Origin of the sequence: Paenibacillus agricola (assembly GCF_011440305.1) — a bacterium.
Taxonomy (GTDB): Bacteria; Bacillota; Bacilli; order Paenibacillales; family NBRC-103111; genus Paenibacillus_S; species Paenibacillus_S agricola.
In genome coordinates this window covers 128,552-148,121 of the sequence record NZ_JAAOIW010000007.1, presented here as the reverse complement: position 1 = coordinate 148,121, position 19,570 = coordinate 128,552, and the positions used below count along the sequence as shown (strand labels likewise).

Genomic DNA, 19,570 nt, shown 5'->3' with positions numbered 1-19,570 from the left:
CTCCACGTAACCGTGGACCCGGAGGCTGTTTTGTTTATATTTCAGCTTACCGATAACGAATTCAAGCTATTGACCCTCAGGCTGAGGGTCAGGCAGAGCCCATACGGATACACTTCCGCCTTTGGCTGGGAAGGTGGCGAAGCCATCCTCTTCGATGGTGATCTTATCATCACGGGTGTTGGTGAAATCCACCCATACCTCTCCGGCATGGTGCTCACCGACATGCATCCGTTTTTCCCCATCATCGCCATTAGCAATCACTACTGCGCATCCGGAGCGCTCTATGTCGTCGACGCCGCGGCGAACCCAACCAATCGTATTCGGATGGTCGAAGTAGTCCTCTTGCTCCCCGTAGGCCTTATGGTACCGGGCATAGAGGAGGGGATCGATGGCTGCTTTCTTTCCTTCAATGGAATGCTCGCCACCTATGCCATAATAATCGCCATAAAATACGCAAGGATAACCATCCTGGCGAAGCAGGATCAACGAATAAGCGCTTTGCTTAAACCAGTCACCGACCCAGGATTCTAACGATTGGCCAGGCTGGGAGTCGTGGTTATCAACAAAGGTTACGGCATTGAGAGGATGCGTGGCAACTAAGGAATCATTAAAAATCGTCGTAAGGTCAAATTTTTTGCCGGCTTGTGCTGCTTCCATAAAATTATAGTGGAGGCACACGTCAAATAAAGAGAGCTTGCCCTCAACTGATTCCAGAAACTCTTGGCAGGCGCCAGGTTTGGAATTCCAGAACTCGCCAACTACATAGAAATCCTCGCCACGCTCTTTGACGACTTCTGTAACAAAATCCTTCACAAACTCATGGTTGATATGCTTAATGGCATCCAAGCGGAAGCCGTTACATTGCAGCGTTTCAGCCAGCCATTTGCCCCAACGGATCATTTCTTCCTTCACCTTGGCATGGCTATAGTCGATATTGGCAAACATCAAGTAATCGTAATTACCATAGGCATCGTCGACGTGCTCATTCCATTTTTTATTCTCGCCTAATATCCGATATATACTGGTTTTATCTGCTTTGGCATCATAGTCCGTGCCGTTAAAATGCTCGAAGTTCCATTTGAAATCTGAATATTTATCGCCACGTCCAGGAAAAGTAAATTTGGTCCAGCCTTCAATATCAAACGGCTTGGAAATTTCCTTGTTCCGATTTTCTTCCTCGACTTCAATGACTTTGAAGACCTCTTTTTCATCAGCTCCCGCTTTATGGTTCATGACGAGATCGACATAGACCGCCACGCCATGCTCTTGGCACGCTTTGATCGCAACGAGCAAATCTTCCTTAAGTCCATATTTCGTACGGACGGTTCCTTTTTGGTCAAACTCACCTAGATCGTAAAGATCATATACACTATAACCAGTATCATCAGCCGATTGGCCTTTGGTTACTGGTGGAATCCACACCGAATCAATACCTCTTTCCTTTAGTTCCGGAGCCATCTTGGCAAGGTTTTTCCAATGGTTTCCATCGGATTGCAAATGCCATTCAAAAAATTGTATCATTGTATGATTTCGTTCCATGACGCTTGGCCCCCTTGTGACATTTTGATCCATTAAGAGATTACCCATTGCTATGTTTGCATAAACATGATCTTTCAAAAAAAGAATGACATAAATATTGATGGTAAATTATGTTATTATAGGCCTAATTAAATTGAAAGCAGGTGCTCTTCCATGCAAATAGCATTCAATGGATACATAATCAATAACGATAAAAATAAACAAACAACCTTCCAGCGCGTAGAATGTACCCTGGCCTGATAATAGCGACTTTGAAAAAAGCGCTTTCGTCAGTCTATGGCTTCGCATGGAAGGTTGTTTGTTTTCGGTTGCTGCGTTATTTTTTCGCTTTTCGTACATAACATTTGCGTTTATGGAAGGAAAGTGAGCGGTATTTCCTCGCCAGCTTGGCAACCTTGGACTTGGGTAGGCCACGGGCATTCATGCTCAAGCTTTTGTTTAATGCCTTCTTAAGAATAACGCGTTTCGGGTTTTTGGCGTAGAGGAAGTTTCCGTAAGTCTCGTACTCAGAGAAAGCGAATTGCTTGGTTTTATTAATCTTGCGTATGATGGCGGAATGCCAGCTTGTGCCGTGCTTAGAGGCGATTTTCTTTTTCAGTTTGGACAGCTTGGATTTCTCGAACAGCATATAATGGGTAACGAACGATGAGGGCCTTGGTGCTTTGGTGCCGAGCAGCTTACGGTAGGTGGTGAAATATTCAGGCTGGCTCCAATTGCGGCAATAAAATATTTGCTTGTTTCCAGACCTAAAGCGATGTGGGCGAATGAGCACGGTGTCTGCGTCAATGACCAGATAAAATTTCTTGGAGATGAACTTGCTGCCGCCCATCTTCAATAGCTGCTGAAACAGCCAGCCGGAACGGTCCCATTTCTTCGAGCTGTAATGGATATGGGCTTTGGTTATCGGTAGCACCGTATTTTCGTTAATAAAGCGGCAATTTTTACGCACGCAGAGGCTTTTGATTCTAGGGCTATTGGGAGCCACGATAAGGATTTGTCCAATGGGGTGCCTCACGAACTTTCTTACACTATCTATAACCAACGGCAGTGTTGTTAAATCCTTATCAATCGCAGGGATGAGCACATCGATGGCGGTGCGGCTTTGCCGCTTGGTCGTGGTATGGCTCGGCATTGGCTTCAACTCCATTGGCAAGTGGATTATGGATTAAACATATGCGGGAACAGGACTAAGTGTGCGTGGTAAGCTATACGGTACAGCCTCAATTGGGTTAAAATACAGATATAGCCAGTTAAGTAAGGAGCAAAGCAACCATGTTGGAAGAACAAGCAAGCTTGCGTAATATCGGGATATTTGCCCACGTTGATGCCGGGAAAACAACAACGACGGAGCAAATTTTATATAAAAGCGGCAGTATTCGTGCGCTGGGTAGCGTAGATACAGGCACGGCGCAAACGGATTCGCTGGATGTGGAGCGGGAGCGGGGCATTTCAGTAAAAGCGTCGGTCACACGCTTTCCTTGGCAAGGAGTTACGATTAATCTGGTGGATACGCCTGGACATGTCGATTTTTTGTCGGAGGTGGAGCGGTGCTTGCGCGTTATGGATGGCGCGGTGTTGATTATTTCCGCTGTGGAGGGCGTGCAGTCGCAGACGGAGGTGATTTGGCAGGCGTTGCACGAGCTTCAGATCCCAACGATTCTTTATATCAATAAAATGGATCGGGTTGGTGCTGCACCCATGGTGGTCCTGGAGCAAATCCGCCAGCTGCTGTCTGCGGGCGCGGTGCCAATCCAAGCACCAAATGGCGTTGAGGACAGCTTTGTTGGCGCGGTGGATTTGCTGCCGGCGGATGTCGGGGGTGGCTGCAAAGCCAACCCTGACATCCATGCCTACGAGGCATGGGCAGAGCCTTACCGCACCATGCTGGTCGAGGCGGCCGCAGAGCGGGATGATAGGCTGATGCTGCAATATTTGGAGCAAGAGGATATCACGACAGCGGAGCTCGCTCCCGTCATTGCTGCTGCGGTCAAGCAAGCGGCCTGTTATCCTGTGCTATTCGGCGCATCCAATCGCGGCATTGGCGTCCAACAGCTGATGGACGCGATGGTCGGGCTGCTGCCCGCACCAACAGGCAGGAGGGACGTTGCCGTTGCCGGCGTCGTCTTTAAGCTGGAGAAGGATGTGGCGATGGGGCGGATCGCCTACGTGCGGCTCTACGACGGCGTGATCCAGAATCGGGCTACGATTCTTAACTATACCCGTGGTTTGGAGGAGAAGGTCACACAGATCCGCCATGTGGAGGGTCAGAAGGTGGTAGATACCGGGCTGCTTGGCGCCGGTGATATTGCCGCTGTGTACGGCTGGAGCCGCGCCAGGATCGGCGATATTGTCGGCTCTCCAGCCGGGGTGCCAGGTGAGAAGCGGCTGGCTATTCCGTTGCTGACCGTCCAGGTTCATTGGCGCAACGATGCCGAATATCCGGCGGTGGTAGCCGCACTGCAGGAGCTGGCGGATGAAGATCCGCTGTTGGACCTGCAATGGCTGCAGGAGGAGCGTGAGCTGCATCTGAAGGTTATGGGGCGGATCCAGATGGAGATCATTACCGATGTCCTTAAGCGCCGCTTCGGGCTTGAGGCATCGCTGGGCGCGCCTTCGGTCATTTACAAAGAAACGCCCATAAGGAGGGGAGAAGGGTATATAGCCTATACGATGCCCAAGCCCTGCTGGGCGATCTTGAGGTTCCTGATTGAGCCGGGTGAACAGGGCAGCGGCTTGCAATATAGCTCATCCGTCAGGAATGAGCATCTGCTGGAAAGCTACCAGAACGAAGTGGCCCGGCGGGTACCGATGGCGCTCCAGTATGGCTTGCGTGGCTGGGAGGTTACCGATTTGCGAGTCACGCTGATCGAAGGCGAGCACCACGTCTGGCATACCCATCCGCTGGACTTCGTCATTGCGACACCGATGGGTGTAATGGACGGGTTGGCACGTACGGGCACCAAGCTGCTGGAGCCGCTGCTGCGGTTCCGGCTGTCCACACCGGAGGAGTTCGGGGGCAAGCTGATGAACGAGCTCGTTATGATGCGCGGGAATTTCGATACGCCGGCGCTACGCAACGGACGGATGGATATCGAGGGGATGCTTCCAGTAGCGACCTCGCTTGATTTTCCATCCCGCCTTGGCTCCCTGACCAAAGGCAGGGGGACTTTAACCGCATGGTTCGCAGGTTACCAGGATGCTCCCCCGGAGGTTGCTATGGAGCGGACGCGCAGAGGGGTTAACCCGCTGGACCAGTCGAAATATATTCTTGCTGTTCGTAATGCGCTTACACAACTATAATAGGTATATCAATTAAGGATCACAACCGATGCGTCAGTATGACTGGCTTCAACATAACCGGTTAACTGGATTCCAGTTATTATTCCCGGCATTTTTGAAATGAAGGAACGAGGCGGATTTATGGTACGGTCTTACTTGCTATTGTTATTTTGCGTATGCTGTTGGGGCAGCAATTTCGTGTTCGGCTCGATGCTCGTGCATGAGTTCGCGCCGTTATTGCTTTCGGCTTTTCGATTAACGGCAACGTCCCTATGCCTGCTCAGCTATGCGTGGGTTACCCGTAAATTAGGCAGGCTTTCCAAGCGGGACTGGTGGCTACTGGTTCCGCTGGCGATTTTTGGAACGCTGCTGAACCAAGCTTCGTTTTTCACAGGGCTACAAACGGTTGATGCCACTACAGCCGCGTTGATTTTGTCGCTGGCCCCCTTGACCATTGCTTTGTTGGCAAGGGTGTTTTTGAAAGAAACCTTCTCCATCCAAATGGTACTAGGTTCGGTCGTAGCGATTACAGGCGTTTTTTTCGTAGTGGGCAAATCCGGTGGCATTCATATTTCCATAGGCATCCTGTATATTTTTATGGCAATGTTTACTTTTGCAATCTCTGTCATTATTATGCGGAAGCTGACGGAGCGGATTGACGCCTTCAGTGCTACGTTATATTCAACGGTGCTTGGCTCGGGATTAATGGTCCCGGTAGCGATCATCAAGGAACCGCTTACGCAAGTTAGCCCCCATGTATGGGCATGGGTGTTGTTGTTTGCGTCTGGTATTGTTATGCAGGGCTTGTGCTCGGTGATCTGGAATGTACAGCTACAGCGGGTTGGCGCAGGGAAAGCGGCGATATTTTTGAATTTGCAGCCTTTTGTAGCGATGATGGTCGGTTTCTTGCTTCTCGGTACTGCGGTTACAGGTACTCAAATGATCGGATCATTGCTTATCGTGGGCGGGGTTGTGCTGGCAACTCTCCAGCGGAGAGCCAGGATCGATGATATCGGTAGAATGAGCAGCAGCAGCGGGCTTAAATAAAAGCGGATCCGACCGGATATCGTTATAAGGGTGTTGAGACCAAAAAGGAGGTAATGAAGATGAAGGGTAAAGTAGCATTAGTAACAGGTTCTGCGACAGGCATAGGCAAAGCGGTAGCGCTCCGATTAGCCCAAGAGGGCGTCCATCTTACCATTAATTATACCAAGTCGGAAAAGGAAGCCCGTGAAACCCAGCAGGAAATCGAGGCTTTGGGCGTACAATGCTTATTGTTCCAAGGTTCTGTGGCTGATGATGCCCAAGTGAGGCAAATGGTGCAAGCAACGATCGATGCTTTTGGCAGATTGGATATATTGGTTAATAATGCTGGTGTCACTGATTTCGTCGACCATGCCGATTTGGAAGGCTTGACGGAGCAATATTGGGATCGTGTTATGGATGTTAATGTGAAAGGCTTGTTTTTCTGCGCCCGTGCTGCATCGGCCGAGCTGAAGAAGCAAAGAGGCTGCATGATCAATATTACTTCAGTGGCCGGCTTGACAGGCTTAGGAAGCTCTATCGCTTATGCGGCATCGAAAGCGGCTGCGATTAGCGTGACCAAGTCGCTGGCACGGGTAATGGCGCCTGAGGTTCGTGTAAACAGTATCGCTCCAGGCATTGTCGATACTCGTTGGATCGAGGGCCAGGAAGACCATGTGGCACGATTGGCTGCGGGAACGCCGTTAGGGCGAGTTGCAACTCCTGAGGATGTGGCCGATGTGGTTTATGCCGTTATTGCCCACTCCCATTTTGTCACGGGTGAGATTATTAGGGTCGACGGCGGCATGTACATATAAGTGCAGCTGCCTATAGTGGATTAGCAACCTTGATCGGCATCCTGCCTTCAAGGTTTTTTTTTGCATGGACAGGATATTGGCTGGTTAATACTCCCAAAAAATGGGTAAGGGTAGTAGCGGGGAAAGTAGGTCCATAATCACATAAACATGTACATAGAAATACATAGGACTACTAGGTACTATAACAATATAGTACTTTTTTAATTTACATGCTGTAGTAAAATGGGAATCAATGGAGAGACTCAAGGACGGAGGGGAATTCATGAAAGAATTTAAAGATCGGCTGGTGTCCATCAAGGACAACCAAGCAACGCTGATGAAGGAGTATCAGCTCCTCATCAATGAATATGAATCTCATGATTTGATTAATGAGAACCAGACGCTTCGTCAGCAATACGAGGATTACAAGCTCCGTCTGGCCGAGCTGCAGCAAAAGTACACGCTGAAGGACGAAGAAAATGCCAAGCTTCGGGTTTCCTTGGGCGAGCAAATTATGGATGAAAAGCTGAACATTATTAAAATATCGGGTGAGAAGCTGGGCACTTACTTCGCGGCGGCGGACCAAGGGCATACGAACCGGCTGACCGCTTTTGAGAATGAGACAAAGAAGAAGCTGGAGCAATTGATGCGGCTTGCCGCATCCCAGCTAGGTGAAGAAAAGCAGGAGATCCTGACCAAGCTGGAGCAGGTCTCCATAGAGCTTAACCAGCAAATCCTCACCCATCGTGCACGGCTTGCGGAGGAAGAAAAAAAGCAGCGGCTTGAAGCCAAAGGCGGGCTGGAGCAGCTCGCGGCTGAGGATGTTAGCGAAGAGGTACTGCAAAAACGAATGAAGCAGAACCAGATGGAAATGAAAATCGGCCTGAACTGGATCAATAAGCTGGGTATCCTGCTGATCATCCTCGGGGTAGGCGCTGCCTTCCGTTATTCGTATTCGACCTGGTTTAACGATTATGCGAAGGGCAGCCTGTTTTTCCTGTTGGGAGCTTTGATGCTGGCAGGAGGCGAATGGCTGTTCCGCAAGCAAAAGCAAACGTTTGCCCTCGGTCTGCTCGGTGGCGGGATTTCGATTCTGTACGGGTCGATTTTTTATAGTTATTTTTTACTCGAAATTATTGATCTTTATGTTGGTTTAACCTTATCCGTACTGGTCTCGGCAACGGCAGTGCTCTTATCGCTGCGTTATCAGTCACGAACGGTATGTGCGCTTGGCCTCATTGGCGGGTATTTGCCGCTAGCCTCTTATGGAAGTGCATTTGGCCTGCAAGGCAATGCGATTTATGTAGCTATGGGTTACTTGTTCCTACTGAACCTGGTTATTCTACTCGTGTCCTTCCGCCAGCGGTGGACAGTAATCAGCTATATCAGCTTTGTGCTTAACGCGCCTTCTATCGTGCTGCTGTCGCTGTTTGCGCCAAGTGAAACGATGGGCATGCTCTACTCGGTGTTAACCTTCGCGATGTATGTGGCGATTACTCTGGCGTATCCATTTCAATATAAAATGAAGCTGTCGATCGCAGACGTATGCCTGCTGGCTTTGAATACGTTAACGAGCTGTGGCGTGCTGTATGGGTTGATGGTAAAGGCGGAGCTGCAGGATTACATGGGTTTATTGGCACTCGTATTCTGCCTGGTGTACATCGGCTTAGGCCGATTTATCGAGAAAGCAATGAAGCAGGAAAAAGCAACCATGCTGCTGTTCTATGCGACCTCGCTGACGTTCGCGATTTTGATGATCCCTTTCCAGCTTGGGGTCAAATGGTTGTCGATGGGCTGGCTTGTCGAGGGTGTCGTGCTGATCCTATTCGGCCGCTACAACCAATTGAAAAAGCTGGAACGGGCTGGCTGGGGTATTTTCCTCTTATGCCTCGGTGCCTTCTATTTATGGGATGTCGCTGTTATCGAAATTATGGTTTCCAGAGGGAGTTATTTTGACCTCAAATATAGCTCGGTTATGGTTGGGATGTTATTGGTTACCTTGTTTTATGCAGGGGGGAACAAATGGTTTGCAGGTAAAGTGGCAGGCGGGGGTGCAGGCAATGAGCAGCTCAAAAACGCACCCTACGCGTTGCACCCTTTGGGAGAAAAAGCGATTGCGGCTTTCAAATATTTTACGCTCGCCAATCTATGGGTCTATCTGTTAGTTGAGAGCAACAAGCTTTATGACAGGTGGGTGCCGAGCAGCTTTTACCAGTTTGAGTTTTATGAGGTCATGCTGGCGGCGATGATTACCATTGGGCTGGCTTATGCGCTTAGCCGTGTGTCTGTTCTGTATGATCAAGTGGTCAAATATTATACATGGTTTCTTTACGTGGTTGGGTATATCATGTGCTTATCGATTACCGTATCCCATCCCGTGCTGCAAAGTAATTATGCCGAAAACGGCGCTGCCGAATACGTGGCATTGGCCTTGCTGATTGGCTTTAATGTTCTCGTGTTTTTCAGCGGGCGTGATGTCCTCGTGAAGGTGATGCGCCGCAGCTATGCAACGATGGAGATGTACCCTGTCATCCTAGGGGTTTACCTACTTGGTGTGGCTACCGTGTTCTTGAATGTCCAATTCCATCTAGGCGAGGTTAGCCTGCTGTTCAGCTTCCTGTACCTGCTGCTGGCTATTGGTTATATCGTGTATGGTTTCCGTTACAAGTATATTTATATTCGCAGACTGGGCCTCGGACTGACCTTGTTCGCAACGGCGAAGCTCGTCTTTTATGACCTGAGCAGCTTACCGGCTGGAGGCAAGGTCATCGGCTATTTCTGCTTCGGCCTGGTGCTCTTAGGGATTTCTTATGTGTATCAAAAGGTTTCGAGTAAGCTGGAGGTGCCCCATGTTCCCAATCAAACGCCTGGCAGAAAGACTGGTCAAGAGCCTGATCCAAGGTCCGAAGGACAGCCCGGCAAAATCCCTGATCCAAAGGAGCCTGATCCAAAGGATTAGCGCGGTCGCGGTTCTGGGAAGCTTGCTTGTGGGCAGTACAGCCTTTGCTGCGGATGCAACAAACCGCAATGAATGGCGGTATTCCAAGCCGCTCGAGCTGCAGGGCAATAGCAAGTACCACTCGTTGTTTCTAGACGAGGATGTGTACAAAAGCGCCAAGGAAGACCTTGGCGATCTGCGGATCATGGACGATAAGGGACGCTTCATCCCTTATTATGTAGATAGCGGCTATGCCCAAGCAACAGAGCAGCAGGGGACCTACAAGTCCACCTTGGTTCATACCATCAAACAAAATAATGATACAGTGGTTGACTTCCGAATCACACCCATCGATGCAACAAAGGATATTCAAGGAAATCAGATAGCGCTCAGCTTGCCAGCGCAAGCTTTTCTCAAGCATTTGGAAATCTACGGGAGCTACGACGGCAATGGGTGGGAGCTATTGAAGAAGGAGCATGTATACCGTACAGACCAACTGGAGAAAAGCACCGTGATACTGGACCAGGTAGCGAAATTCAGCTATTACCGGATCAAGGTACTGGACAACGTTGAGAATCTGGTGTTTCCAGAGCTACAGCTGATATATAACACCCGCGAAACGAAATGGAAGGAATGGACAAAGACGGTAACATTGCCATATGAGATCAAAGAGGAAAGTGGCGGCGGGCAGACCTTGGTCGCGATCCGTAACGATAACCGTCTGCGTATTACGAAAATAGAGCTTGCGGCCAGCGGAAGCTTTACACGTTCGTATACATTGCAGGGCATGGATACAAAAGAAGTGCAGGTCGATGGAAAGCGTGAGCTATATCGCCTTGACTTCAAAAACGTCCAGCTTCAAAACACCACCATTATAGGGACATTGCCGATGACGCAGCCCCAGCTCACGATTACAATCAACAATCAGGATAACCCGCCTATTAATCTTACAGGGATGAAAATAGATTATTTCGTGGATAAGCTGGTTTTCGAGCGTGAGGAGGGGCGGATTTATCAGCTGCTGTATGGCAACAATTTGGCCGGTAAACCGAGCTATGATATCGGCAGCTTTCGGCAGCAGATTGAGCAGGAGAATCCAGCGCTAGCCAAGCTGGGGCTTCAAGCTGCGTCACCGGGAGCGGATTCCATCACCCCTCCCAATCAGGCCTGGTTTCAAACGAAAACATGGTTTAACATTATAATTATCGGTGTCTCCATCTTGTTGGCTGTACTGTTGGGGATTAAGCTAAGTAGATCCAAGGGATAGTTGATGAAAAGAAAGCTCCTGCCATACTTACTTTTTCGCAGTGGTTCCCGGAGGAATTGTGTGGTTTAATAATAGGGAAGATTAACAAATCATACATAAATCCTGGTTTTATCCCAGCTACAAAAGGAGGCGCACAGATTTTGAATATCACGATCGATCAGCTTATAGCAGCTTTGGACAAGGTGAGAGCGGGCAATCCGCTAGTGCATAATATAACGAATGTAGTGGTAACGAATTTCACAGCCAATGGTTTGCTTGCCGTCGGTGCTTCTCCGGTTATGGCTTACGCCAAGGAGGAAGTAGCCGATATGGCACAAATCGCAGGGGCGCTTGTGCTCAATATGGGCACATTGGATGAAGAAATTGTGCGAGGCATGCTCCTCGCAGGAAAATCGGCCAATGCCCATCAAGTGCCAGTTATCTTCGATCCGGTTGGGGCGGGAGCTACCCCATATCGAACGGATACCGCCCGGCTCATTATGAAGCAGCTGCGTGTCTCTGTGCTCAGAGGCAATGCTGCGGAAGTGGCTAATGTGATTGGCGAAGCCTCCACCATCAAGGGTGTGGATGCCGCAGCCATTGAGGGAGGAACCGGATCGCAGCAAGCTTTAGCTGTACAGGCTGCACGTGTGCTGGGCTGCGTAGTTGTTGTAACCGGCAAGGATGATGTCGTGAGCGATGGAACCATTAGCTACAAAATTAGCAACGGTACCCCATTACTAACGAAGGTGACCGGAACAGGCTGCCTGCTAAGCTCAGTCATTGGGGCTTTTGCCGCTGTTGAAAAGGATTTGGTTTTGGCTTCTGCAGCCGCCCTGGCCTATTATGGGGTTGCGGCTGAAGAAGCAGTTAAAGTAACGGGGGCGGATCGGCCGGGGGCTTTTCAAATCGAGTTCATAGATGCCCTGCACCGTACGGATGGCAAGATGCTGGAGCAGGCTGCTAAATTTAGCCGGATTGAATAGGTAGACCAAGCAAGTTAGCTGGCGAGCAAGCATACCATGTATAGAAGTATACCTATAGGGCTGGACCGGATAGCTTTTAAAAACCAATAACTCCCGTGTGCCAGTGATGGTATGCGGGAGTTGTTTGATAATCGCTGTATGTGGTAAATACTATGATTAGAGCATTTTGTGAAGGTCCGATCGAACTTACAGGAGGGGAATAGAATGAGAAAATGGCAACCGTTAGTGTGGATACTATGCGTGCTTTTTTTCAGTTCGTCCATTTACGCTTATGCGGCCACTGTACCTGAAAGGACAGGGACGGTCACCGACCCAGCGGGGTTGTTCACGGCTGCCCAAGCCAAGCAGCTCGAAGAAGGCTTGAAGGCCTCCAGCTATGAGCTGGTTGTTTTGACGGCACGTGGCTTCAATGAGGAAGCGATCCAGCAGTTAGGCAATGAAGCCTACAACACCTGGAAGCTGAAGGGCCACCAGCTCCTACTACTTGTAGCAGCAGACCCCAGCTCCGTTCAGCTGGTTTATGATAATGAGCAAGTAGCCGAGGCCGTATCTCGCAGCGAGGCCGGCAACAACCAAGGTATTATCGACCTCAACTACAAGCCACTCGCCGCTTCAGGAAACCCGGTGGAGGGCATTATTGCTGTAAGCAATTATATGAATGCACTGAAGGTACCGCTTGCGGCTGCGCCACCAACGCCTTCAAGCCCATCAGGGGCGACGACAGCGCCAATCGTGCCAGCAATACCGCCGGTAGCTGGAGAGGCACCAACACCACCGCTTCCGGTGGCGCCTTTGGTGCCTGCGCCAACGGTCCCTATGGATGGAGTGCCGATACCATTAGCGCCTTCAAGCGATCAGGATGCTGTACCTGCGGAAGCAGGTGCAGCTTCTGCGGGGTACAAGCCGTTATCGTCGGGTACCCTGATCGCGATTGCTGCCATATTGCTTCTGGCCTTTATGATTGTGTTTATTGTGAGGCGTTCGATGCTGCTTTCAAGAACCAGGAAGGTCCTGGAAGAAGCGAAGGCGCTGCATAAGGATGCCGAATCGAAGATGAACAGCTGGGCAGTTGAGCCTAGAGCGGATGTGGACGAAGTGGTTAAGCAGCTTCAGGCGGACTCTCGGCAATTGCGGGAGCAGCTAGCTACCAACCAGCACCAGGTTGCATTTCTGTCCAAAGCGTTGGACCAACAGGAAGTGGAATCTTTGTATAATGAGGTGCAAATTTTTGCACAACGGGTTGAACTGTACCAAGAGATGGCTGGAGCCGATCTAACGAGCGGGGGAGAGACCCAGCTGTAAATATATAGATAAAGGGGACGGGGGCAGATGCCCTCCGGTTCTTTTGCCTGTGTTCTAAACCAGGTGTCCAGTGCATGGAATTCCCAGCCGTTCGAATTGTTCCGGTGGAGCATCATGAGCCTGCATGATTTGCACCATGTAACGGATCATTAGCGCTTCTATTTTTGGATCCTCCAGCCTATTTTCCTGCTTCGGATCTTGCTGGAGGTCGAATAATAAGCTCTCATATCTATACTTGTTAGGATTAGTTTTTCCCTTGATTTTCATAACCTGAGCTTGCTTTGTAAAAGAGAATGGGCCGGCTAGCTCCATGCCTTTGAACTCCTTTGGATTGAACATTTGGTGCATATGCATCGGCATCAGGGTATACTCATACAACGGTTCATTGCTGCTATCCTTAGGTGCCCGCATATAAACGTAACGTCCATCCGTGCAGTTGACATGCCCTCCATGCACCCCAAAAAGAACCGCTTCGCGAAGCGTAGCGCCAGATTCCAATAAGGACATCAATGGCTTCCCCTGCATATCCGGTGGGATTTCCACTTCGAAAAAATCCAAAAGTGTTGGAGCCATATCGATCATTTGCACCAAAGCATCGGAACGCACGTTTGCTGCCCCAGACCGTGGATCCCAAACAAACAGTGGAATATTGACAATTTCGTTGTAAAACGGTTGGATGTTCTTTCCCCACCACTCATGCTCACCGAGCAGGAATCCATGATCCGTATTGACAATCAGCATCGTATCCTTCCATAGATCATGGCGGTCAAATACATCCATAATTTTGCCTAGATATTCATCACACATGCTAATTAGTGCAGCATATTCGTAAATAACATGCTGTACCTCCTCAGGCTGCTGCTGGACCTTCCCATAATCGGGCCAGTCGAAATGCTTGCCTTCATAATGGTGAGGGTACATGTCCTTATACTTTTGTTGTGTGAAAAAGGGTTCATGTGGATCGAACGCTTCGATTTGCAGAAACCAGCGATCCTGCTCCAGATTACGCTCGATAAACTCAATCCCCCGTTTCATTGTGACAGCTAAAGGCTGCTTGTCCTCCGTATCCAAATATTCACGGTTTACCCAGTCCTGTCTCCATAAATCACCAAGCTTCGGACCGCTTAAGGATTCTGGAATATCAGGCTCCTTCACGTTGCCCTTCCAAGGGTCCCCCTCTTGGCCTCTGGCAAATTCCCATGAATTGTAGCGAGTGTGGTACGTAGCACCCCCATCCTCAAAGTAATGGGTATGGTCAGTGCTCAGGTGTGTATATACCCCTTGCTTGGTTAGCAAAGCGACCATAGAATCATCGAATGGCTCCAACGGTCCCCAGCTTCTATGCAAAAAATTAAGCCTGCCCGTCTGCAAATCCCTACGCGCGGGCATACAAGGCAGACTTCCTGCGTAGCAGTTATCGAAGGTGACAGAGCGATCCGCCAGCCTTTGGAAATTGGGTGCCTGTATCCAATCGCATCCATAGGGAGGAAGCATGTGCTTATTTAAAGAATCGAACATGACCATTACGGCTTTCATATTTTCCCAACTCCCGAAATTAATGTGGATTCACGGTATTGACTTGGTGTTATGCCTTCATTTTTTTTGAAAATACGGTTGAAATAGGTGGGCTGATACCCGACCATTTCGGCAATATCGTTAATCTTATAATCGGTTTCCAATAGCAGTTCCTTGGATTTTCGAATACGAACGTCAGTTAAGTAAATGATAAAATTAATGCCCATCGTCTTCTTAAACGCTTTACTAAGCGTAAGTGAAGTTAAATTATGCTCATCGGCAAATAAATCCAGTGAAAGATCGGAATCATATTTATCGTGAATGGTCTCAACAATACGTTCAATTGCCCGCTTCAATCGCAAATCTTGTTTTTCAGAGTCCTGCTTCATTTTCTGGATATACGGATGAATAACTCGTTGGTAGAAAAAGCTGGTGATTTCTGCGGAATCGGTTAATTGGGCTAACTCCTCTTGAACATTAAATGAGGCAGTTTCAAATGGATTGTAGCCAGCTTTGAGAAAACCGAATTGCAGATTCCCATATAATTGAAGCATGCCTTGTTGAAATAAATATTCCTTGGTAGTATTGGCCTTCAACTCGCTGCAGAACTTACGCAATGCGGACTTGGATTCCTCTTCATTAACGTTATGAATAGCTTGCAAGATATCGGATTCGGCTGCAAAAGGGTACCGGATCGAGTCTTTCCCTTGAGACAGATAGTCCTCCGCGTTAATTACTTGCTTGGATTCGTTCAAATCGCGGTAACGCACGATTCGGCTTACTTCTTCCCATGCTTGGGGTATTTCGACCACCGAAGAAACGAGCTTACTTATACAGACGGTAACATCCATTTGTATGAAACGGTGAATCATGCCGGCCAATTGATCGGCAAGACGGTAAATTTCGTCCCTTCTTTCATCAGCCTGGTAATATTGCGGGCAGCTTAAAAGAACACTTATCGTAAGATCGTGGAAATTAATAATTTCCCCATTCAAAAAGCTGTCCTTTAATATCTCTTCCGTAATGTTAACCGATGCGAACGAGATGAGCTCTTGATCTCCCTTTTGAAATCTTCCTTTGGAGCGAGTTGATCCATGAAGCTGAATACCTAGAACGGCAAAACCCATGTCATCCGTTTCCCAACCAAACAATTGCATTCTTTCTTCGAGCTCCGAATTGTCAGACGCACGAAAATGGCCTTGCAGCAGCTGGATTAAGAAACCTTCCTTCATAGTGGGAAGCTGCATCTGAAGTCGCTGCTCCAGCGTCCGGCTTTCAATGTTTAGTCGCCTCCATTGCTCGGATATAAATTCAATTTCATCCGCTGTTTCCTTGCTGGTGTTAGCATTCGTTTTAAACATTTTCATCAGGACAAGGATCGGTTGATATAGCTTCCGAGAAACGATAATTGCCGTTATGATACCAAACAACAGCCCTGCCAGACCGATCAAATAAACGAAATGAGATGCAGCAATTACAGGAGAATTTAATTTATCTAAAGAATCCATCGTAACATAGGTCCACTGCTGGCCCAATCGTTTGAATGAGGTAAAAGATACCGAGTAAGTAGCTCCAACATATTCGTAGATAAACGACCCCTTTGCCTCTCCGCGGCTCTTAACCAGATGGGCCAAATCTTGCTGCTGTTGGCTGGACTTTGGTGTCTCATTGGAGCTGCCTATATGCTCACCAGCTTCGTTGAATAAGAAGGTCGCTCCATTCTCGTCCAAGTTTAAACCATTCAACATTTGGGAAACCTGATTGGATTTCAAATACACAAGAAGCACACCGAAGGGTTCAGCGCTTTCCGCAGGAAGCTGATAGGCAAGTGTCAGCATAGCTTTACCTGATGACTTATTGATGGTTGAATAGGATGGCGACCAGAATGCGGATTGCCGATTACTCAATAATTCATGAAACCTCGTCTGGTCCTGCTCATGTAATGTGATTGTCCCATTACTATCGGATAGCACAATACCGGGTCGATCCAGATAGATATAGACATCGGCAATTAACGGATTAGATTCCTTTAAAAGCAACAAGTTGGTGTAGACACTGCGGATAAATTCGTAATCATAGCTCGTTTCCAAGCTTTTTAATTTAACACCGAATTCAGGATTGAAGGCCCACTGCGTGGCTGCCTTTTCCAAATAAGATAAGTAATCGTCAACACGTTGTGCGGACTGTGCAACCTGATGGTCACGAGCAAACAGGACGCTGTTTTCCAGTTGCTTGGTTCCAATCCATTTAACCCCGCTCCCCACAATGAAGGTTGGGAAACAAATAGCTAATACGATAATGATGAGACTTTTTCGATAAAAACGTTTTTGAACCATGGAATATTTACTAATCGCACGAAATGAGGCCGTCCAGTTTCTCAATGTAGCACCCTGCTTCCTTTCTGTAATCGGATGGGCCGAAAGCTTGTCTTACTGCCATTTTATCACCCTTCATTGGAAGTCACCATGTCCATAGGAAATCAATCGGCCTCACTACGTTGAACAGTTACACGTTATTTTGTTTGCCTTTTTTTGTAGTCGTCATTGAATTCATTACTGATTTTTTGATATTGAGCATCTGCTTTTAATCCCGCCGTATAGGCATCCCACGCTTCGATAGGCTCTCGTCCGAATATGACCTTTACTTTTAAATCTTGCGTTCTCTTATCGTAGTCAAGCCCTACTTTATTATAGGTTTCAGACGTTAAGCCTACGGTACGATCCCCTATTGCAACCTTGGCAAGCTCGTCAATAATGGACATATTCCGTTTCAGGAAATCAGCTGGAATTCCGGTTTGGTAGGCAAACGCATATTTGTCGAGACTTTGAAAAATAGGGAAAATAACGCCCGTATATTCCTTTGCCTTCTCCGTGAATAAATACATACCGTCTTGCTCATTATAATGCTCGCCCTTGAACCCATAATTGGCCATAACGCTTCCTTCGAGAGAAGCTCCGTAATCCATGAACGCAAGAATCTTCTTTAACTTATCTTCCTTCACTGATTTCGGGATCACCCAGAAGCCAAAAGCCCCGCTGCCCTTCGGTGCAAACTTGCCATAAGGACCTTCCAAATAGGAGAGCGCCAACAAATCGGCTTTTGGGTTAGCGGAACGCATCTGCCCGGTAAGCAGCCAGGTGGGCTTAATTGCATCGGTAAAGATGCCCGCTTTATTAGTCGTCATGCTTTCCCTCACTTGGGAGTTCTTTAAGGTTGGGAAATCGGAAGCTAACAAACCCTCTTTATAGGCTTTGGTCAGCCACAACAAGGCATCCCTTGTCCCTTTTTCGAAGGTCGTGTCCATAAGCTGTCCTTCTTTTTCTTTCCACTTGCCATAGCTTCCATTTAAAACATTTTCAACCCATGAAAGGCTGCCCATATTATTCGTAGCTACGGTAGCCGTTAATCCGATGGTGTCCTTTTTCCCATTTCCGTCAGGGTCGTTTTCAGTAAAGGCCTTCATAACGGCGTACATTTCATCCAGGTTTTTGGGAGGCTGTAGCCCTAATTGGTCGAGCCAATCCTTTCGCAGAATGGGCATTCCTTCCGTGCCAAAAAGCGGACGAGCGAATGGAATACCGTAATTTTTGCCATTAATACTTGTATTGGTCCAGCTTTCTGCAGGGAAAGCACTAAAGTTCTTGTAGTCTTTCAGATAGGGTGTTAAATCCCAAAAAGCTCCTTGGTCGGCCATTTTCCTTATTTGGGGCTGGAAGGGCTCACGGATTAACATCAGCTCTGGCAGATCACCTGATGCCAGCGTTACATTCGTTTTATCTCCATAATTGTTGGGGGAAACCCACGTGATATTCAGCTTAGTGTTGGTTTTTTTCTCGATTTCTTGGCGAATCGGATCTTGGTCGTTAGGTGGCTCGGGACTATAAAAATCGGACATGATACTGATTTCCACCGGCGTCGTATTGTCCCCACTGGGAGATGTATGGACCTCAGTCCCACTCTTGCTGCAAGCACCAAGCACACCTGCCATACCTATCATGCATGTAAACATAATCACATTGCTTTTTTTCGTCATTAGTCAATGATCTCCCTTATCCTCGTTTTTTATATAATTTCATTCTTTGACAGAGCCAATCATAGCTCCCTTGGCAAAATGCTTTTGCAGGAATGGGTATACCATCAGAATGGGCACAGTCGCCACAACTACAGCAGCCATCTTAATCGTCTCTGAGGGCAGCTGCAAGTCATTACCTAATGCCATAGATCCTCCCATTGAGGTCGAAGAATCAACAATCATGTTACGCAGCAGCATTTGCAGCGGCCATTTCGTATGGTCGTTAATGTACAGCATGGCATTAAAAAAGGTGTTCCAATAGCCAACTCCAAAGAATAGACCGAACGCGACCATGGAAGGAATGGAGAGCGGGAGAATGATTCGGATCCATACCCCGATTTCATTACAACCGTCAATCGTCGCAGCTTCCTGTAGAGCATCGGGAATGCTATCGTAGAAGCCTTTCATCAATAAAATATACCAACCGCTGGACATTACAGGTATAATCAACGCCCACAAGCTATTCATAAGACCCAACTGTTTGATTAGCAAATAATCAGGAATAATTCCAGCCTGGAATAACGTCGTTAATAATACAAGCAGCATCAATACTTTCCTACCCTTTAATCGTTTGCGTGACAAGGTATAGGCAAAGCTGGAGGTTACCAATAACGATACCAAGGTGCCTGCCAGTGCCAAGAAGCTGCTGACTCCGATTGCGTTAATAAATGCTTTTGTGGAAAAAATATAACGATAGGATAATAGACTCCATGACTCAGGAAAAAGCACAAAGCCTTTGCTTATAAATTCCTCTGGATGGGTAAACGAAACCGTAAATACATAATAGAGCGGGAACAGTGTTACCAAGCCTATAGCCATAAGAAATCCGATATTTGCCGTTATAAATGTACGATCCTCCATTGTTGATTTCAT

At 48.0% G+C, this 19,570-nt stretch carries 13 protein-coding genes; 7 read left to right on the top strand and 6 right to left on the bottom strand.

Translation table 11 applies throughout. The annotated features are described in order from the left end of the window. Positions 1-66 precede the first annotated feature (66 nt). Both G9U52_RS19775 and G9U52_RS19770 read right to left on the bottom strand, forming a co-directional pair. Positions 67-1,539: an alpha-amylase gene (locus G9U52_RS19775; protein WP_166152368.1), complete on the bottom strand. Its 1,473-nt coding sequence runs from the start codon at positions 1,537-1,539 to the stop codon at positions 67-69. A 316-nt stretch (positions 1,540-1,855) separates the two neighbouring features. Continuing rightward, on the bottom strand, positions 1,856-2,671 hold the full coding sequence (locus G9U52_RS19770) for a DUF6492 family protein (protein ID WP_166152367.1): 816 nt from the start codon (positions 2,669-2,671) through the stop codon (positions 1,856-1,858). A gap of 140 nt (positions 2,672-2,811) precedes the next feature. Here G9U52_RS19770 and G9U52_RS19765 point away from each other — a divergent pair, with 140 nt between their 5' ends. The 7 genes from G9U52_RS19765 (at position 2,812) to G9U52_RS19735 (ending at position 13,110) form a co-directional block, all read left to right on the top strand. Next, positions 2,812-4,839 (top strand): GTP-binding protein, encoded by a 2,028-nt coding sequence (locus G9U52_RS19765; RefSeq protein WP_166152366.1) that lies wholly within the window; start codon positions 2,812-2,814, stop codon positions 4,837-4,839. A gap of 120 nt (positions 4,840-4,959) precedes the next feature. Then, positions 4,960-5,865 (top strand): DMT family transporter, encoded by a 906-nt coding sequence (locus G9U52_RS19760; RefSeq protein WP_166152365.1) that lies wholly within the window; start codon positions 4,960-4,962, stop codon positions 5,863-5,865. Between the two features lie 59 nt (positions 5,866-5,924). Further along, a complete protein-coding gene (locus tag G9U52_RS19755) occupies positions 5,925-6,659 on the top strand; it encodes an SDR family NAD(P)-dependent oxidoreductase (protein WP_207953085.1) in 735 nt (244 codons plus the stop codon). 262 nt (positions 6,660-6,921) lie between these two features. Then, on the top strand, positions 6,922-9,597 hold the full coding sequence (locus tag G9U52_RS19750) for a DUF2339 domain-containing protein (protein WP_166152363.1): 2,676 nt from the start codon (positions 6,922-6,924) through the stop codon (positions 9,595-9,597). Continuing rightward, complete coding sequence (locus tag G9U52_RS19745; RefSeq protein WP_166152362.1) at positions 9,488-10,843, top strand: DUF3999 family protein; 1,356 nt, start codon at positions 9,488-9,490, stop codon at positions 10,841-10,843. The genes G9U52_RS19750 and G9U52_RS19745 overlap by 110 nt, the downstream gene beginning before the upstream one ends. Positions 10,844-10,989: 146 nt before the next feature. After that, positions 10,990-11,808, top strand: a complete 819-nt coding sequence (gene thiM, locus G9U52_RS19740; protein WP_166152564.1) for a hydroxyethylthiazole kinase — start codon at positions 10,990-10,992, stop codon at positions 11,806-11,808. 204 nt (positions 11,809-12,012) lie between these two features. Further along, entirely contained in the window at positions 12,013-13,110 is a 1,098-nt protein-coding gene (locus tag G9U52_RS19735) for a TPM domain-containing protein (RefSeq protein ID WP_166152361.1), read from the top strand. A gap of 54 nt (positions 13,111-13,164) precedes the next feature. Here the strand turns inward: G9U52_RS19735 and G9U52_RS19730 are convergent, their stop codons facing one another. The 4 genes from G9U52_RS19730 to G9U52_RS19715 form a co-directional block, all read right to left on the bottom strand. After that, positions 13,165-14,646: a sulfatase gene (locus tag G9U52_RS19730; protein WP_166152360.1), complete on the bottom strand. Its 1,482-nt coding sequence runs from the start codon at positions 14,644-14,646 to the stop codon at positions 13,165-13,167. Further along, positions 14,643-17,006 carry an AraC family transcriptional regulator gene (locus G9U52_RS19725; protein WP_166152359.1) on the bottom strand — a complete coding sequence of 788 codons (2,364 nt, stop codon included), beginning with the start codon at positions 17,004-17,006 and terminating at the stop codon, positions 14,643-14,645. Before G9U52_RS19725 ends, G9U52_RS19730 begins: the two co-directional genes overlap by 4 nt. A 131-nt stretch (positions 17,007-17,137) precedes the next feature. Continuing rightward, a complete protein-coding gene (locus G9U52_RS19720; RefSeq protein WP_166152358.1) occupies positions 17,138-18,658 on the bottom strand; it encodes an extracellular solute-binding protein in 1,521 nt (506 codons plus the stop codon). 39 nt (positions 18,659-18,697) lie between these two features. Next, the gene (locus G9U52_RS19715; RefSeq protein WP_166152357.1) at positions 18,698-19,570 is read right to left on the bottom strand and encodes a carbohydrate ABC transporter permease; all 873 of its coding nucleotides are present in this window, start codon (positions 19,568-19,570) and stop codon (positions 18,698-18,700) included.

Bases quoted from the DNA above. Each gene is read 5' to 3' on its own strand.
- G9U52_RS19775 (WP_166152368.1), bottom strand. From the start codon at position 1,539: ATGGAACGAAATCATACAATGATACAATTTTTTGAATGGCATTTGCAA.
- G9U52_RS19770 (WP_166152367.1), bottom strand. From the start codon at position 2,671: ATGCCGAGCCATACCACGACCAAGCGGCAAAGCCGCACCGCCATCGAT.
- G9U52_RS19765 (WP_166152366.1), top strand. From the start codon at position 2,812: ATGTTGGAAGAACAAGCAAGCTTGCGTAATATCGGGATATTTGCCCAC.
- G9U52_RS19760 (WP_166152365.1), top strand. From the start codon at position 4,960: ATGGTACGGTCTTACTTGCTATTGTTATTTTGCGTATGCTGTTGGGGC.
- G9U52_RS19755 (WP_207953085.1), top strand. From the start codon at position 5,925: ATGAAGGGTAAAGTAGCATTAGTAACAGGTTCTGCGACAGGCATAGGC.
- G9U52_RS19750 (WP_166152363.1), top strand. From the start codon at position 6,922: ATGAAAGAATTTAAAGATCGGCTGGTGTCCATCAAGGACAACCAAGCA.
- G9U52_RS19745 (WP_166152362.1), top strand. From the start codon at position 9,488: ATGTTCCCAATCAAACGCCTGGCAGAAAGACTGGTCAAGAGCCTGATC.
- G9U52_RS19735 (WP_166152361.1), top strand. From the start codon at position 12,013: ATGAGAAAATGGCAACCGTTAGTGTGGATACTATGCGTGCTTTTTTTC.
- G9U52_RS19730 (WP_166152360.1), bottom strand. From the start codon at position 14,646: ATGAAAGCCGTAATGGTCATGTTCGATTCTTTAAATAAGCACATGCTT.
- G9U52_RS19720 (WP_166152358.1), bottom strand. From the start codon at position 18,658: ATGACGAAAAAAAGCAATGTGATTATGTTTACATGCATGATAGGTATG.
- G9U52_RS19715 (WP_166152357.1), bottom strand. From the start codon at position 19,570: ATGAAATCAACAATGGAGGATCGTACATTTATAACGGCAAATATCGGA.